The following is a 14,373-nucleotide window of genomic DNA, read 5'->3' as shown; positions in this document are numbered from 1 at the left end:
TAACGCATTACTCGGACATCACAATGCCGGTCCACGTCCCATGGTGCTCTCTTCGCTGACGGACCGTGAACACGAAATCGTCATGTTGTTGCAGCAGCGCTTAAGTAATCGTGAAATCGGAGAAAAACTTTTTCTTTCTGAAGGCAGTGTGAAACAATATATCAATCAGATTTATTCCAAACTTCATATCGGAGGCGATACCCGCACAAAACGAAAACAATTATTAGAATTGCTTTCATCCAACAATTAATTTATTTGTTACATTTCATGGAGGTACATATGAAAAACTATCAGATTACACAGTGGTGTGCTAATTTTATCAGACAGCAGGTAACTGAGGGCGATTTCTGTATAGACGCCACTATGGGAAATGGCAACGATACACTTTTTATTATCTCAATTATGCAAAACGACAGGGAAAGTGCTGGCTTTCGATATCCAGAAACAGGCACTGGCTGCCACCAGAGAAAAGCTGGTCGCTGAGCATGCTCCTCAAAATTACACCCTTCTTTTGGAATCCCATGCAAATATGTCTAAGTATGCCGAGGCAGATAGTATAAGCTGCATTGTTTTCAATTTCGGCTATCTTCCGGGCGGCGATCATTCCCTCGCGACCAGAGGCGAGACCAGTATTCAGGCTTTAACACAGGCTTTATCTCTGCTGAAAAAGAGAGGCATGATCTCTCTTTGTATTTACAGCGGCGGTGATTTCTGGCTTTGATGAACGAAATCAGATTCTTTCCTGGCTGAAAGAATTGGATCCGCATAAATATCTGGTAATAAAAAGTGAATATTATAACCGGCCAAATAATCCTCCGATCCCTGTACTTATCATAAAAAATTGACAGTACAAAAAGACACCGGAAAAGAATATATCGTAAAAATCTTTTCCAGTGTCTTTTGTAATCTAAGTATTTTTTTAATCTGTTCTTTCTCCGAATTTTCTTATCTGACCAGAGAATTGAGAATTCATTCTGTTTAGTCTGTGATCTTGATTGTCTCAATCACCGGCTGTTCATCTGCCGGAATCGTTCCGTTGTTGTCTGTTGGTTTAGCGTCCTCGCAGATCTTATCTACAATGTCCATTCCTTCTGTTACATATCTCCAAATCCTGCATAATCACCGTCCAGGAATGTGCTGTCTGTCTGAACGATAAAGAACTGTGAGCTTCCACTGTCCGGATCACTTGCTCTCGCCATGGAAATAGTTCCTCTTGTATCAGAAATATCGTTATCTACTCCATTGTTGCTGAACTCACCCTTAATGTTCTCGTCAGATCCGCCTGTTCCATTTCCATCGGATCGCCGCCCTGGATCATAAATCCATCATGATGCGGTGGAAGTCACATAGTCATAGAAACCTTCCTGTGCAAGCTTCACAAAATTTGTTACAGTAATCGGCGCTGTATCTGCATCCAGTTCCACATCAATCGTGCCATAATCTTTTACTTCGATTTCTGCATGATGAGTTCCTGTAAGTTCTTTGGAAGTATCCAGAAGTACACCTGTGTTGCTGTCTTTTCCATCTTCTGTATCACTATCAGTGTTATCTATATCCGAAGATTCGCTGTCTTCTTCATCAAATCCGTCAGTAAATCCTGCCTTCTCTGCCTCTTCTTCACTTACTGTATCTTCACTGTCAGAAGAAGTGGAATCTGTCTTGGTTTCTGTCTGATTGGAAGTTTCTTCCTTTGTTGTTTCTTCTGTCTTTGTTGGTTCCTCTGTTTTATCGCTGCTGCCACATCCTGCCAGTAAACTTGCTGACATGGCTGTAACGCAAAGTGCTGCCAGTAATTTTCTCTTCATTATTCTCTACCTCCAAAATTATTCCGTTTCAAGGCTTTTATATCATTTATTACCATCCTCAAAACACAATCTTATCTGATTATAACCTATCCTGAAAAAAAAACAACTCTTTTCACAAAATGTTCAGATTGTCTGGTTTACTTCCTGACATTTGCCTGTTAAAATATACCTGAAATACAGTAAATACAGAACGATATCCAGGGTTCAAAAAAGCTGCTCAGACCTATACAATAAAACTTTTGAATTTTGGGCCCTGATACCATATATATTCATCTGCTAAAAGCATGAGTAATTATTCTTATTTGAAAGTGAGGAATCCGAAATGGAAAAAATTACAAGTTTTACCATTGACCATATCAAACTTCAGCCGGGTGTCGACGTTTCCCGCAAGGATCCGGTTGGAAACAGTGTGATCACCACGTTTGATATCCGTATGACCTCTCCGAATGAAGAGCCGGTCATGAACACTGCAGAGCTTCACACAATTGAGCATCTTGGCAGCTACTTTTCTCAGAAATCATAAGGAATTCGGTCCTGAAGATGATCTACTGGGGACCAAATGGGATGCCGTACCGGAAAATGTCTATCTTCTTTTAGCCGGAGATTATGAATCAAAGGATATCGTTCCGCTTATGATCGAAACTTTTGAGTTTATCCGTGATTTCGAGGGCGACGTCCCGGGAGCATCTGCCAAAGACTGTGGAAACTATCTGGATATGAATCTGCCAATGGCCAAATATCTGGCTGAGAAATTCCTGGATGAAGTTCTCGATGACATCAATACCTGACAGACTTGTCTATCCACAGTAAGTAAGAACATATTTAAGTTTGACGAAGTGACTGTCTCTTAGCCATACTCTTTGCGTTGTATGTCTCAATATCAGGCGGATATTCGTAATTGATGCAAGAGCTTACTTATATTTGATTAAAACAAAAACCGCAGAAGCTACCGAGTTATTATCACTCACCGCTTCTGCATTTATTTTTTTATTCACACAATAAATCTAATATCTCTAATTCATGGATAGTTATTAAACTCCCTAGTATTCTGCACTTTCATCATAGGAAGTATCATCGTAAGATGTATCTTCAGCTGCACCTGTATCTGCTGTTGCGGCTGCCGCATCTGCTGCAGGAGCTGTCGTTGTCACAAAATCTCCGCTGGCATAGCATGTCTGTCCGTTGTAGTCCACACGGATCCAGCCATTCTCACATACACCTGTACTGTTCAGCTGAGTTCCGGATGCCACGCTTGCAATCAGTTCTGCATCCGCGCTTGCGTCAGAACGAAGGTTCAGTTCTGCAGATGCATAAGATGTACCAGTCTTTACTTCTACCTTCACACCACTGGCTGTCTGCTCTGCTGAAGGAGTAGGTGTTGCCTCCGGTGTCGGTGTCGCTTCCGCTACTTCAGGAGTAGGTGTTACCTCCGGTGTTGGTGCTACATCTCAACGATCATAACACTGGAATCAATAGTAGGGTCAAATCCTGATCCCTGAACGGCAAATGCAAGTCCCAGTACCAGAACCAGCCAAAGTGATTTTTTCATAAGTAGAATCCTCCTTTATCAAACACGACTGCTATCCTTTCGTGTCTTCTTTCTGTCCGCTCACATGCGGGCAATAACCTTTGAGTATTAATATACACGATTCTCACGGAACACGGGGTTAAACGTTACTGGTTACTTGTTCACATACCTCAAAAAAGGACTTCCACTTCTCCCCCGCAGATCATTCCCAGGTTTGCACCGCCCTGATTGGACAGATTATACTTTCTGATTTCTCCGTGCCTCGCCTTCCGGTGCATATTTAAGAGCCTGAAATTCCACATTTCCTCCGCCAATGCTTCCATGCAATCTGCCTTCTTTGTCCAGGAACATTTTACTTCCTGTTCCTCTTGGTGAAGAGCCACTCTTGGAAATGATCGTGATCATAACTCCGCTTTCCTTTTCCCGGACAGCTTTTTCTACCGTTTCATCAATATAGGAAACATTGTATTTATTTTTTTCCTGTACGATCTCGGCGGTGATACTCTACCGCAATTTCTGCCGGCATGTGCCCTCCGATTGGAAGTCCGATCGGTGCATGGATCGTATTGAGCTGTTCTTTGCTAAAGCCCTCTCCAAGCAGTTTTTCCATAGTCAGTTTTACTTTATTTCTGCTTCCGATCATGCCCAGATAGGTATATGGACGTCTTAAAATCTGCCTTGCGCTGGCACTGTCTCCCAGATGGCCTCTTGTTACTATCACATAGTAAGCATTTTCATATTCCGGAATTTTATCGGGAATCTCGTCATAACTTCCCGTTATCAGACGGTCTGCATCCGGAAATCTCTCCGGAGTCACAAAATCTTTTCTATCGTCCATAACTGTCACATGAAATCCCAGCATTTTTCCGATTTTTGCCACAGGCTGAGACACATGTCCTCCACCAAGAATAATAAGCTGAGGATTTTTTACATAAATTTCTACAAAAAAATCATTCTCTTTGATATGAACGACTTTTGTATCCTGACACGCAGCCAGCTCTGCCTCATATTCTTTCCAGAAATCTTCTGCCTTACTGTCAAAGGCTACGCAACTTCCTTCTTTTATCAGGCATTTCTCTCCTTTATGGCTGCCATTCAAAAACATCGCTGTTTTAACTTTTCCTGTTTCTTCCAATATCTGATAAATTTTCTTGTACATAGTCTCTCCTGTCTCAATCCCCTCTTTCTGTTTTTCATTGTGATTTTTTCAAAAATATATTATAATTGACGGAAAAGGGGGAAATATCATGAAAAAAAGCAAATTTCTACACAGCCTGCCGTTCAAATTACTTGTCGGCGTGGCTCTCGGCATTTGTATCGGACTCCTGCTGAATATCTCAGATGAATCCGCCATCACAACTGCCATATTGAATCTGGTTGTGACGCTGAAATATATCTTTGGTCAGCTGATCAATTTCTGTGTTCCACTAATCATTATAGGATTTATCGCGCCATCCATTACCAAACTTGGAAACAATGCTTCCAGAATGTTAGGAGTTGCAGTCTGTATTGCTTATGCTTCCTCACTGGGAGCCGCTTTATTCTCTGCGCTGTCCGGATATGTGCTGATTCCACACTTATCCATCAGTTCCACTGCTGATCACCTGAAGACTCTGCCTGACGTGATCTTTGAACTTTCTATTCCGCAGATCATGCCTGTTATGAGTGCACTTGTATTATCGGTTATGCTTGGACTTGCAGCTACCTGGACAAAAGCCAGCCTGGTTTCATCCTTTCTGGATGAGTTTCAGAAAATCGTGCTTTCTATTGTAGCCAGAATTATCATACCGATTCTTCCTTACTTTATCGGACTGACTTTCTGCTCTCTCGCATATGAAGGAACTATTACCAGACAGCTTCCTGTCTTTCTTAAGGTAATCGTAATTGTTTTGATAGGGCATTTTATCTGGATGGCTCTTCTGTATGTACTTGCAGGCATTTACTCCAAAGAAAATCCTATGGAAGTCGTAAAGCACTATGGACCGGCATATCTTACCGCCGTAGGAACCATGTCCTCTGCTGCCACACTTGCAGTTGCTCTCCAGTGTGCGCGTAAAGCAAAACCTTTAAGAAAAGACATGGTTGATTTTGGTATTCCGTTATTTGCCAACATTCATCTCTGTGGATCTGTTCTCACAGAAGTCTTCTTCTGTATGACGATTTCTAAAATCCTTTATGGCGCAGTACCTGCACCGGGAACTATTGTTCTTTTCTGTGTTCTGCTTGGTATTTTTGCCATCGGAGCTCCCGGTGTACCTGGCGGAACCGTTATGGCGTCTCTGGGAATCATTACCGGCATTCTGAAATTCGGAGATTCCGGCACTGCTCTGATGCTGACTATCTTTGCTTTGCAGGACAGTTTCGGAACTGCATGTAACGTAACAGGCGATGGCGCTCTGACTTTAATCCTTACCGGATATGCGAAACGTCATAATATTAAAGAACAGCATATCAGTGTTGATCTTTAACAGTATGAATTATAACGAACGCCCAACGCATCCTAGTCATAGTCATAGGATATTCACAATTGAAGCAGGGGACTTCCTTGATTTGGTTAAAAATGCATTCTGCAAAATATAATTGATTTACAAAACCATCATATGTATGCTTCTGTTTTAAACAGACATACACACTGATGGTTGTTTATATCACAGGAATTTAATCACTACAGAGAATCTTTCAGGCACCAGACTGAATTCTTTCTTTATTTATAATTATGAGCGAGTTATGGGCGAATCACCTTGTCTGCACCTGTCATACGCTCAGCAATCGTATACATGTCTGTAACCTTACCAACCATCAGCTTATCCATCAGTCCGTAATGTTTCAGGCAGGTACCACAAGTCAGAATTTCTACTCCCTCTTCTTCCATCTTTTTCAGATCTTCAATACTCTCAGAACCTTCTGTCGTAAGTTTAGCTCCTCCATTTATAGAAGAGAATTGTATCCAGATGTGTATCCATCTGAGAAAGCGCATAGATAAATCCCTTGATCAGAATCTTTACCAAGTTCATCATCACCATTCCCCATAACATTAGATGAGATTACAGCTACTGTCACTTTTTTATGTGGTGTCTCGCATACGAATTCTTCTTCATTTACATCTCCACCCGCCTGCTCTGTCTGAACAGTCATTTTTACCTGGTATTTCTTATCCTCCAACTTCTCTGACACAAATGTGCATCCTGTTTTATTTGCAAGTCTGCTCAGATTGTTTACTGCAGTTTCATTATCAACCAGAATCTCAATTTCATCACCGATTGCTGCCTTGTCAATTACTTTCTTTGCTCATTACTACCGGGATTGGACACTGCTTTCCCATTGCGTCTACTTCATGTCTCATTTTGGGTCACCTCTTAATTATTTATTCTTTCGAACATACAGCCTTGCCAGAACGCAATTTTATATGTTCAAATTCATTATTCTATATCTTTCCACTCCATCACAGCAACTTCTTACCACGTTTAATATATTTACCGGCTTTCTCCACCAGCACCTTTCCATTCTGTACCAGACATGCGCGCCTCTTAAGTAAACGCTGTCAACATCCCCATGAAGTTTAAATCCCTCATATGGATTGTTATCTGTATTATAAAGATGTGTCTTAGCAGAAATCACGTTTTCTTTCTCCGGGTCAAATACAACAATATCTGCATCACTGCCTTCACGTATCACACCCTTCTTCGGATAAACGCCATAAAGCTTTGCCGCATTTTCACTTAACAAACGGCACATCTGTTCCTGTGTGATTTTGCCGGTACGAACGCCATATGTATAGAGTAAAGTTCCTCTTGTCTGCACTCCGGGAAGCCCTCCCGGAATCTTTGTGAAATCATCTTTGCCTAGCGCTTTCTGCTCCATGGTAAAACTGCACTGGTCTGTGGCAACCGTCTGGATATCACCGTTTGCCAGCGCTTTCCAGAGACAGTCCTGATCTGTTTTCTTACGGATTGGAGGTGCGCACACATACTTCGCACCCTCAAAATCTGGTTTGGAATATACACTGTCATCCAGAAGCAAATACTGCGGACAGGTTTCTGCATATACCTTCTGTCCATTCATTCTGGCACGCATCACCTCTTCAAAAGCTTTCCTGTTCGTCAAATGAACCACCATAACCGGTGCATCTGCTGCATCTGCAATCACCAGAAGGCGGTGAACTGCCTCCGCTTCCATGATGTCCGGACGTACCAGGGGATGATTCTCAGGTCCAAATCGCCCTTCTTTCTTCGCCTCCGCGATTAACGCATCAATCGCTCCTGCATTTTCACAGTGTACTCCCGCAAAACATCCGTATTCATTTAATTTCTTAATAATTTTATAAAGATCACCGTCATCTACGATCATCGCCGGATATGTCATATAAAGCTTAAAGCTGGTGATTCCTTCATTGATCATATCCTGAATTTCTTTCTCCGTTTCTTCATTCCATTCTACAACAGACATATGGAACGAATAATCGCAGGAACATTTTCCGTCCGCTTTCTTATGCCATTTTTCAAGACCTTCTTTAAGAGTATGTCCGCCTTTGTCCTGAGATGCATAATCAATCACCAGCGTCGTTCCGCCTGCAATCGCAGCTTTTGTACCTGTCTCAAAATCATCCGCAGTTACTGTACCTGCCACTTCCAGGTCAAAATGTGTATGTCCATCAATAAATCCCGGGAAGAGTAATTTCCCACTGACATCAACAACCCGGGCATCCTCTGACTCCAGATTCTGTCCTACCTTTACGATTTTCTCTCCATCTATCAGAACATCTTCCCTGACAGACATATCCCCCGATACTACCGTACCATTTTTCAATAAAGTTTTCACTTTTTTGCCACCCCTTTCTTTTTTTGTATTTAAGAATTACTGTTACTGCCTGTAATGAACAGCAACTATTTATGTGTAAAATATACCACCATTTAAATGACACTTCAATCATTTCAGAGAATATTCACAAATTCTTTTAGGTATTCACATTTATTTTTTTAACACTCTTTTTATTTTTATTTTTTTATGTTAAAATATAGAAAACGTGCAGTTTTCGTACATCTTGCTGTTCATTCTGTCTCTGCTTTTGGCAATCCAACACATGAACAGTAACAAAAAATCATTTCATTTAGGAGGGAATTAAATGGGACGACTTACTGTATTAAAACAAATCGCCGCTGATATCGCATCTCAGTTCGGGCCTGACTGTGAAGTAGTAATCCATGACCTGAAGACTTCAGAACCAGAGCATTCTATCGTGTATATTGTAAACGGGCATGTTACAAACAGAGATATCGGAGACGGACCATCCAGCGCGGTTTTTGATGCGATCCGTAATCAGGAGAAAGGAAAAGCCCCGGAAGACCATACCGGTTATTTGATGAAAACTTCCGACGGCAAGATTCTTAAATGCAGCACCTCCTACATCCATGACGATGACGGCACTCTTCACTATGTTTTCGGAATCAATTATGATATCACCAAACTTACCATGATCGAGTCCGCACTTCATTCTCTTGTCACTCCTGAGGACAAAGAAGAAAAGCCGAAAGAAATCACTCACAACGTTAATGATCTTCTTGACCATCTGATTGAAGAGTCTGTTGCACTTGTCGGTAAACCTGTAGCTCTAATGAATAAGGAAGATAAAGTTACTGCTATTCAATTCTTAAATGATGCAGGTGCATTCCTTATCACCAAATCCGGAGATAAAGTTGCAAATTACTTTGGCATCTCCAAATATACGTTATACAGTTATATTGATGTAAACAAATAGAAAAACTCCCTGGAATACTGTTTTTGCAGTATCTCAGGGAGTTTTTTTCTATATATCCAGGAACCAGAAGATAATTTATAATATCATGGCAGGAAATCATTTTTTCTTTTTGGCGCGAATGGTAACTATATGGTATAAATGGTAAGCAAATTAGGGGATAAGGGGTTGTGTTTGATTTGGGAATCTTTTATACTGAACATATATTATGATGTTCCATATAATAATATTCCGGCTGATAGGGAATTTTCTGTCAGACATTGGCAATGCACCTGATTTTCGTCGGAGTTACAGATGAATGGAGGTGCTGTTATGCTGGTGCAGGTTTTATCTGCTATTCACAATATAACTACTTTGCTTTTCGGGATTTTTGTTCCGCTTTTTTTCTTGGGGTGAAACCCAGACGCAAAAATATCCTGACTTTATTTCTGCTGTTTTGCGGACAGGGATCGTTATATATTATTGATTTTCTGATATTCGGGGAAACACTTGCCAATCAGTCTTATCCTTTGATCGTACATTTTCCTTTGATCTTATTCCTGACTTTTTATTACAAGTATCCTTTAATCTCTTCCGCAGTTTCCGTTTTCTCCGCATACCTATGCTGTCAGGTGAGTAACTGGATGGGATTATTCGCTCTACAAATGACAGAAGCCCAATGGTGTTATTATACTGCAAGAATCCTGACTACACTTGCCACATTTATCCTTCTGTACAAATATGTATTCCGCTCCACCCGGACACTCTTTTCCAAAGAGCCAAGAGAACTTTGCATCATAGGTTTTCTGCCTTTTGTTTATTATATTTTTGATTATGCCTCTACCAAATTTTCCAGTCTGCTTTATTCCGGAAATAAGGCAGTAGTTGAATTTATGGGATTTGCCTTCTGTAACGCTTATCTCGCATTTCTCATAATCTACTTCCGGGAATATGAAGACAAACAGGAATTAAAACAATACAGCACGCTTCGTGAAATGCAGGTTCAGTCCATGCAAAAAGAAATCGAACAGGTAAAAATAAGCAGCCAGAAACTTGCGATCCTTCGACATGATATGCGCCATCATCTGAATATCATTCTAACTCAGCTGCAAAATGGACATTCAGAAAAAGTACAGGAATATATCAAAGAAATCAGCTCTGCATACGATGATACGATTATTTCCAACTATTCCAGAAATGAAATGTTAAATTCCGTAATCTCTATTTATCATTCTCGTTTCACAGATAAGGGCTTCTCTCTTGAATGTAATATTTCCACATCAAAAGAACTTCCCTGTTCTGACATTGCAGTCTGTACGATCCTGTCAAACGCACTGGAGAATGCCATGCATGCTCTGGAACAGATGAATATTGTTTCAAAGCGGGCCAGACTTATTGTTTCTCAGAAAAAAGAACATCTGCTGATCCAGCTCGAAAATCCTGTAGAGAAAATTCCGGAGTTTGTCGATGGTGTTCCTGTTTCCAACAGAGATGGACATGGAATCGGAGTAAAAAGCATCATTTATTACGTTGAGCAGTTACATGGACAATGTCATTTTTCTGTCTCTGAACATTGCTTTGTTCTGAGAATTATCATCTGATGTTTTGGTATACAGATTTTAGCAATTCCGGAAAAATACCGGAGCTGCTATAAAATGGTTTTACATAATCTTATAGAAAGGTCTTATAATTTATGAAAATAGCAATCTGTGATGATGAACTATCTTCCATTCAGGAAATACGCTCTCTTCTGACGCACTGGGCGGTCAGACACGATCTGTCTTTTACCTTGTATCAATATTCCAATGGAGACGATCTGCTTCTTGCTTTGAAAAATACTTCTATGGATCTGATCATTCTGGATATTATCATGCCGTTACTAAATGGGCTGGATACAGCCAGAGAGCTTAGAAGTGAGGGTATTACTGTTCCACTTATCTTTCTAACCTCATCGAGGGATTTCGCTTTGGAATCTTATGAAGTAAAAGCTTTAAATTACCTGCTTAAACCAATAGACAGCCGGAAGCTCTTCTCTGTCCTGGATGATTTTCTGAAGAATTTTGAAAGCTCTGCCGAAACTTTTACTGCACATACCGCAAACGGTTTCTGTAAAATAGCACTCAATGATGTAGATTATCTGGAAGCACAGAATAAATGGGTGCTGGTATATCTCTCTGACGGAAAAGTTCAAAAACTACGTGAACAGTTTTCGAAATGCGAAGGGATTCTTACCCCTGAAAAGGGGTTCTTTAAGTGTCACCGCAGTTATATTGTAAACCTTTCACGCATCCGGCAGTTCACAAGAACACAGATTACTACTGCATTTTCTTCCTCTGTCCCAATTTCCAGGAACAGCTACGCCGCATTTAAGGATGCATATTTTGCATTTATGTTTGACTCAGGAACAAATTTCACAACTCTTGATTAATTTGATTAGTTCTTTACTTTTCCATCTCATGCGCCTGTTTATAAATTTCACAGGCAGCATGATTTACACATCTGTCATGTGCACAGTCCATAAATGTTAATGTTCTTTTGCCTCCTTCTACAGTATACTCGCAGCAAACCGTCTGCGCCCCATTACATGTTCTACAAAATCCCGAAATAAATTCTTCTTCAATTTCCATTACTCTTCTCCTATCTCATATAATAATGTTAAGGTAAAAAGGTCTTTTCTCCCTGACTTGATGTCTATGTCAAATTTTCTCTTATCTCGTTAAAATTGTAGCAATATTCACAATTTTCCCATTTAATTTCGTATTTTTATTGCATTTTATTACAAACAGATTTATAATCAGTATAACATAAAAATATGCGGAAATGCCAAAATATAATGAAAAAGAGGGAAAATGTTATGAACAAAGAACTATATGACGAAGCGGTGCGCTCTAACACTCTTTCAAAGAATCTGATTGCTGAATTAATGGAGAGCATGAACTACAGCAGTATTTCATTTATCAACTGGACTGTAGAAGTATTGAAGATTATCAAAACACGACTGGAACGTGGAGATAAGATTACAGATGAAGTGTCTAAAATTACTTACGATATGAAATCTTTCCGTAAATTCGTAGAGACTAATTTCTCTTCCTATATTACAAGCCAGGTTTTCGATGCCCCTGACAAAGCCGAGAAAGTATATTTTTCTCTTGAAGCATCCGAAGACGGACATACTTACAATATGGTCATGACAAGTTCTTCAAAGAATAAAACATATAAGTGGATCTCCAGTCTCAGCGAGCGCTTCTCATTAGTTGAAATGATTGCTACCGGAATTGTATACCTGAAAGATAGATAAAACAAATACATATCAGCCATTTATTTCCAAAAACGGTAAAATACTGCAGATATGATGTAGAAAAGGGACAGATCATAGAATTATAACCTTAAGTCTATTGCCGATGAATATTTACAATTGAATCAAAGGACAAATAAATGCTTCTGACAAACTTAAGAATATCATTAATAACAAAATTTATTAAAAAAATCCCCCGCTTAATGGCGAGGGATTTTAATTTAATCATATTCAGATTAGTTGTTGATGAGTTTGTCTTCACCATTCCAGCTGTAAAGTTTACGGATACTCTTCGCCAACTTTTTCAGACTGATGCTCGGAAGCTTTCTTTCTCATAGCTTTGAAGTGAACCTGTGCACCTGCATCAGACATATCAAGTAAGAAGTCTTTTGCAAATGTACCATCCTGGATATCAGAAAGAATTTTCTTCATAGCCTTCTTTGTATCTTCTGTGATGATCTTAGGTCCTGTGATGTAATCGCCATATTCAGCAGTGTTGGAGATAGAATATCTCATTCCTGCGAATCCTGACTGATAGATCAGGTCTACGATCAGTTTCATTTCATGAATACATTCAAAGTATGCATTTCTTGGATCATAACCAGCTTCAACAAGTGTTTCGAAACCTGCCTGCATAAGTGCGCAAACACCACCGCAAAGTACAGCCTGCTCACCGAAGAGGTCTGTCTCTGTCTCTACACGGAATGTAGTTTCAAGAAGACCAGCTCTTGCTCCGCCGATTCCAAGACCATATGCCAGTGCAAGATCCTGAGCTTTTCCTGTATAATCCTGCTCTACAGCAATAAGACAAGGTGTTCCTTTTCCAGCCTGATACTCACTTCTTACTGTGTGACCAGGTGCTTTAGGAGCGATCATAGTAACATCAACATTCTTTGGTGGTTTAATGCATCCGAAGTGAATGTTGAAACCATGAGCGAACATCAGCATATTACCTTCCTCAAGATTTGGCTCAATGGATTCTTTGTAAAGCTTAGCCTGTAATTCATCGTTGATAAGAATCATGATAATATCAGCCTGTTTAGCTGCTTCTGCTGCTGTATATACCTTAAAGCCCTGCTCTTCAGCTCTCTTCCAGGATTTGCTGCCTTCGTACAGACCGATAATGACATCACATCCGGATTCCTTTAAGTTCAGAGCATGTGCATGTCCCTGGCTTCCGTATCCAATAATTGCAATTTTCTTACCATCCAGTAAGCTTAAATTACAATCTTCCTGATAAAAAATCTTGTTAGCCATTTTATTTTCCTCCTGCTAATCGTAAAAAAAATTTATCGTTAAGGGATCTAGGCCCCTAGCAAACTTAACAAAATATATTCTGTTCCCTGAGATATGTAAATATGTAAATATTTAAATAACACTCTCTCATTCACTCTTACAGATAAGTAACATCCTCCGAACCTCTTGACAGTCCGGTCATTCCGGTACGTGCAAGTTCAAGAATTTCATAATCTCCCATCAGTTCAAGGAATGCTTCCAGTTTCTTATAATTGCCTGTCATCTCCAGAATCATGGAATCCACACTTACGTCTGCAACCTTTGCATGGAAAACATCCGCAATGGAAATAAGACTCTGTCTCTGCTCCGGCTTCGCTGCCACTTTAATCATCAGTAATTCATGGCATACACTGTTATCCGGTTCAAGAATCTTGATTTCTCTTACATCTACAAGCTTGGCAAGCTGATTCGTAATCTGCTCCAGGATCAGTTCATCCCCGCTGCACACAACGGTAATTCTGGAAAAGCGTTCGTCCGCTGTCACACCTCCGGTAATGCTGTCGATGTTGTAGCCTCTGCGGCTGAATAGTCCAGATACTCTGGTTGTTACACCTGCTGTGTTATCTACTAACAGGGATAATACTCTCTTCTGCATGTTCCACCTGCTTCCATCGTGCATCCTTTCAGCACGTTAATATAATAAATAGCTCGTATGGTTATCATTATATCAATAATCATAATTTTGTCAATAAATTTTTCACACAAAAACAAATGTCTT

General features: G+C 40.2%; 13 protein-coding genes and 5 pseudogenes. 9 read left to right on the top strand and 9 right to left on the bottom strand.

The features are described 5' to 3' along the window. Both AC058W_RS07970 and mnmM read left to right on the top strand, forming a co-directional pair. Positions 1-250 (top strand): response regulator transcription factor (locus tag AC058W_RS07970; protein WP_479389934.1); only part of this gene is annotated, 250 nt, incomplete at its 5' end. A 29-nt stretch (positions 251-279) separates the two neighbouring features. Continuing rightward, positions 280-845: pseudogene (gene mnmM, locus AC058W_RS07965) on the top strand (tRNA 5-(aminomethyl)-2-thiouridylate-methyltransferase MnmM). A 249-nt stretch (positions 846-1,094) separates the two neighbouring features. Here the strand turns inward: mnmM and AC058W_RS07960 are convergent. Then, positions 1,095-1,766, bottom strand: a pseudogene (locus AC058W_RS07960) (peptidylprolyl isomerase). A 361-nt stretch (positions 1,767-2,127) separates the two neighbouring features. On the opposite strand from AC058W_RS07960, the gene AC058W_RS07955 reads away from it, so the two are divergent. Together AC058W_RS07955 and AC058W_RS07950 are read left to right on the top strand one after the other, a co-directional pair. Beyond that, complete coding sequence (locus AC058W_RS07955) at positions 2,128-2,328, top strand: S-ribosylhomocysteine lyase (protein WP_479389933.1); 201 nt, start codon at positions 2,128-2,130, stop codon at positions 2,326-2,328. Beyond that, positions 2,291-2,593: an S-ribosylhomocysteine lyase gene (locus AC058W_RS07950; RefSeq protein WP_479389932.1), complete on the top strand. Its 303-nt coding sequence runs from the start codon at positions 2,291-2,293 to the stop codon at positions 2,591-2,593. Before AC058W_RS07955 ends, AC058W_RS07950 begins: the two co-directional genes overlap by 38 nt. Before the next feature lie 252 nt (positions 2,594-2,845). Here AC058W_RS07950 and AC058W_RS07945 read toward each other — a convergent pair whose 3' ends face one another. The 3 genes from AC058W_RS07945 to AC058W_RS07935 form a co-directional block, all read right to left on the bottom strand. Further along, positions 2,846-3,148 carry an SH3 domain-containing protein gene (locus tag AC058W_RS07945; RefSeq protein WP_479389931.1) on the bottom strand — a complete coding sequence of 101 codons (303 nt, stop codon included), beginning with the start codon at positions 3,146-3,148 and terminating at the stop codon, positions 2,846-2,848. 422 nt (positions 3,149-3,570) lie between these two features. Then, the gene (locus AC058W_RS07940) at positions 3,571-3,738 is read right to left on the bottom strand and encodes an XdhC family protein (protein WP_479389930.1); all 168 of its coding nucleotides are present in this window, start codon (positions 3,736-3,738) and stop codon (positions 3,571-3,573) included. A gap of 64 nt (positions 3,739-3,802) precedes the next feature. Next, positions 3,803-4,492 carry an XdhC family protein gene (locus tag AC058W_RS07935; RefSeq protein ID WP_479389929.1) on the bottom strand — a complete coding sequence of 230 codons (690 nt, stop codon included), beginning with the start codon at positions 4,490-4,492 and terminating at the stop codon, positions 3,803-3,805. Positions 4,493-4,580: 88 nt separating this feature from the next. Between AC058W_RS07935 and AC058W_RS07930 the strand changes: the two genes are divergently transcribed. Then, on the top strand, positions 4,581-5,801 hold the full coding sequence (locus AC058W_RS07930) for a dicarboxylate/amino acid:cation symporter (protein WP_118247435.1): 1,221 nt from the start codon (positions 4,581-4,583) through the stop codon (positions 5,799-5,801). A gap of 257 nt (positions 5,802-6,058) precedes the next feature. Here AC058W_RS07930 and yedF read toward each other — a convergent pair. Together yedF and hydA are read right to left on the bottom strand one after the other, a co-directional pair. Next, a pseudogene (yedF, locus tag AC058W_RS07925) lies at positions 6,059-6,676 on the bottom strand (sulfurtransferase-like selenium metabolism protein YedF). A 99-nt stretch (positions 6,677-6,775) separates the two neighbouring features. Then, a pseudogene (gene hydA, locus AC058W_RS07920) lies at positions 6,776-8,151 on the bottom strand (dihydropyrimidinase). A gap of 304 nt (positions 8,152-8,455) precedes the next feature. On the opposite strand from hydA, the gene AC058W_RS07915 reads away from it, so the two are divergent. The 3 genes from AC058W_RS07915 to AC058W_RS07905 all read left to right on the top strand — a co-directional run bounded on the left by AC058W_RS07915 (position 8,456) and on the right by AC058W_RS07905 (position 11,492). Beyond that, a complete protein-coding gene (locus tag AC058W_RS07915; protein ID WP_117674688.1) occupies positions 8,456-9,088 on the top strand; it encodes a helix-turn-helix transcriptional regulator in 633 nt (210 codons plus the stop codon). A 620-nt stretch (positions 9,089-9,708) separates the two neighbouring features. Beyond that, positions 9,709-10,665, top strand: a complete 957-nt coding sequence (locus AC058W_RS07910; protein ID WP_243101722.1) for a sensor histidine kinase — start codon at positions 9,709-9,711, stop codon at positions 10,663-10,665. Between the two features lie 92 nt (positions 10,666-10,757). Beyond that, positions 10,758-11,492, top strand: a complete 735-nt coding sequence (locus tag AC058W_RS07905) for a LytR/AlgR family response regulator transcription factor (protein WP_479389928.1) — start codon at positions 10,758-10,760, stop codon at positions 11,490-11,492. A gap of 13 nt (positions 11,493-11,505) precedes the next feature. Here the strand turns inward: AC058W_RS07905 and AC058W_RS07900 are convergent, their stop codons facing one another. Beyond that, complete coding sequence (locus AC058W_RS07900; RefSeq protein WP_117674685.1) at positions 11,506-11,691, bottom strand: hypothetical protein; 186 nt, start codon at positions 11,689-11,691, stop codon at positions 11,506-11,508. 227 nt (positions 11,692-11,918) lie between these two features. On the opposite strand from AC058W_RS07900, the gene AC058W_RS07895 reads away from it, so the two are divergent. Then, a complete protein-coding gene (locus AC058W_RS07895) occupies positions 11,919-12,362 on the top strand; it encodes a hypothetical protein (RefSeq protein ID WP_479389927.1) in 444 nt (147 codons plus the stop codon). A 233-nt stretch (positions 12,363-12,595) separates the two neighbouring features. Here the strand turns inward: AC058W_RS07895 and ilvC are convergent. Both ilvC and ilvN read right to left on the bottom strand, forming a co-directional pair. Further along, positions 12,596-13,616, bottom strand: a pseudogene (gene ilvC / locus AC058W_RS07890) (ketol-acid reductoisomerase). A 136-nt stretch (positions 13,617-13,752) separates the two neighbouring features. Further along, entirely contained in the window at positions 13,753-14,250 is a 498-nt protein-coding gene (ilvN, locus tag AC058W_RS07885) for an acetolactate synthase small subunit (protein WP_117674683.1), read from the bottom strand. Between the last annotated feature and the right edge of the window lie 123 nt (positions 14,251-14,373).

It is taken from the genome of Blautia sp. CGZ-1-C1 (assembly GCF_056504575.1).
The sequence above is the reverse complement of the archived record's forward strand: the minus strand, read 5'-3'. Positions and strand labels throughout refer to the sequence as shown.

Excerpts from the sequence above, each read along its gene's own strand:
- AC058W_RS07905 (WP_479389928.1), top strand. The coding sequence starts at position 10,758 with ATGAAAATAGCAATCTGTGATGATGAACTATCTTCCATTCAGGAAATA.
- AC058W_RS07935 (WP_479389929.1), bottom strand. The coding sequence starts at position 4,492 with ATGTACAAGAAAATTTATCAGATATTGGAAGAAACAGGAAAAGTTAAA.
- AC058W_RS07930 (WP_118247435.1), top strand. The coding sequence starts at position 4,581 with ATGAAAAAAAGCAAATTTCTACACAGCCTGCCGTTCAAATTACTTGTC.
- ilvN (WP_117674683.1), bottom strand. The coding sequence starts at position 14,250 with ATGCAGAAGAGAGTATTATCCCTGTTAGTAGATAACACAGCAGGTGTA.
- AC058W_RS07900 (WP_117674685.1), bottom strand. The coding sequence starts at position 11,691 with ATGGAAATTGAAGAAGAATTTATTTCGGGATTTTGTAGAACATGTAAT.
- AC058W_RS07940 (WP_479389930.1), bottom strand. The coding sequence starts at position 3,738 with ATGATCACGATCATTTCCAAGAGTGGCTCTTCACCAAGAGGAACAGGA.
- AC058W_RS07915 (WP_117674688.1), top strand. The coding sequence starts at position 8,456 with ATGGGACGACTTACTGTATTAAAACAAATCGCCGCTGATATCGCATCT.
- AC058W_RS07955 (WP_479389933.1), top strand. The coding sequence starts at position 2,128 with ATGGAAAAAATTACAAGTTTTACCATTGACCATATCAAACTTCAGCCG.
- AC058W_RS07895 (WP_479389927.1), top strand. The coding sequence starts at position 11,919 with ATGAACAAAGAACTATATGACGAAGCGGTGCGCTCTAACACTCTTTCA.
- AC058W_RS07910 (WP_243101722.1), top strand. The coding sequence starts at position 9,709 with ATGGGATTATTCGCTCTACAAATGACAGAAGCCCAATGGTGTTATTAT.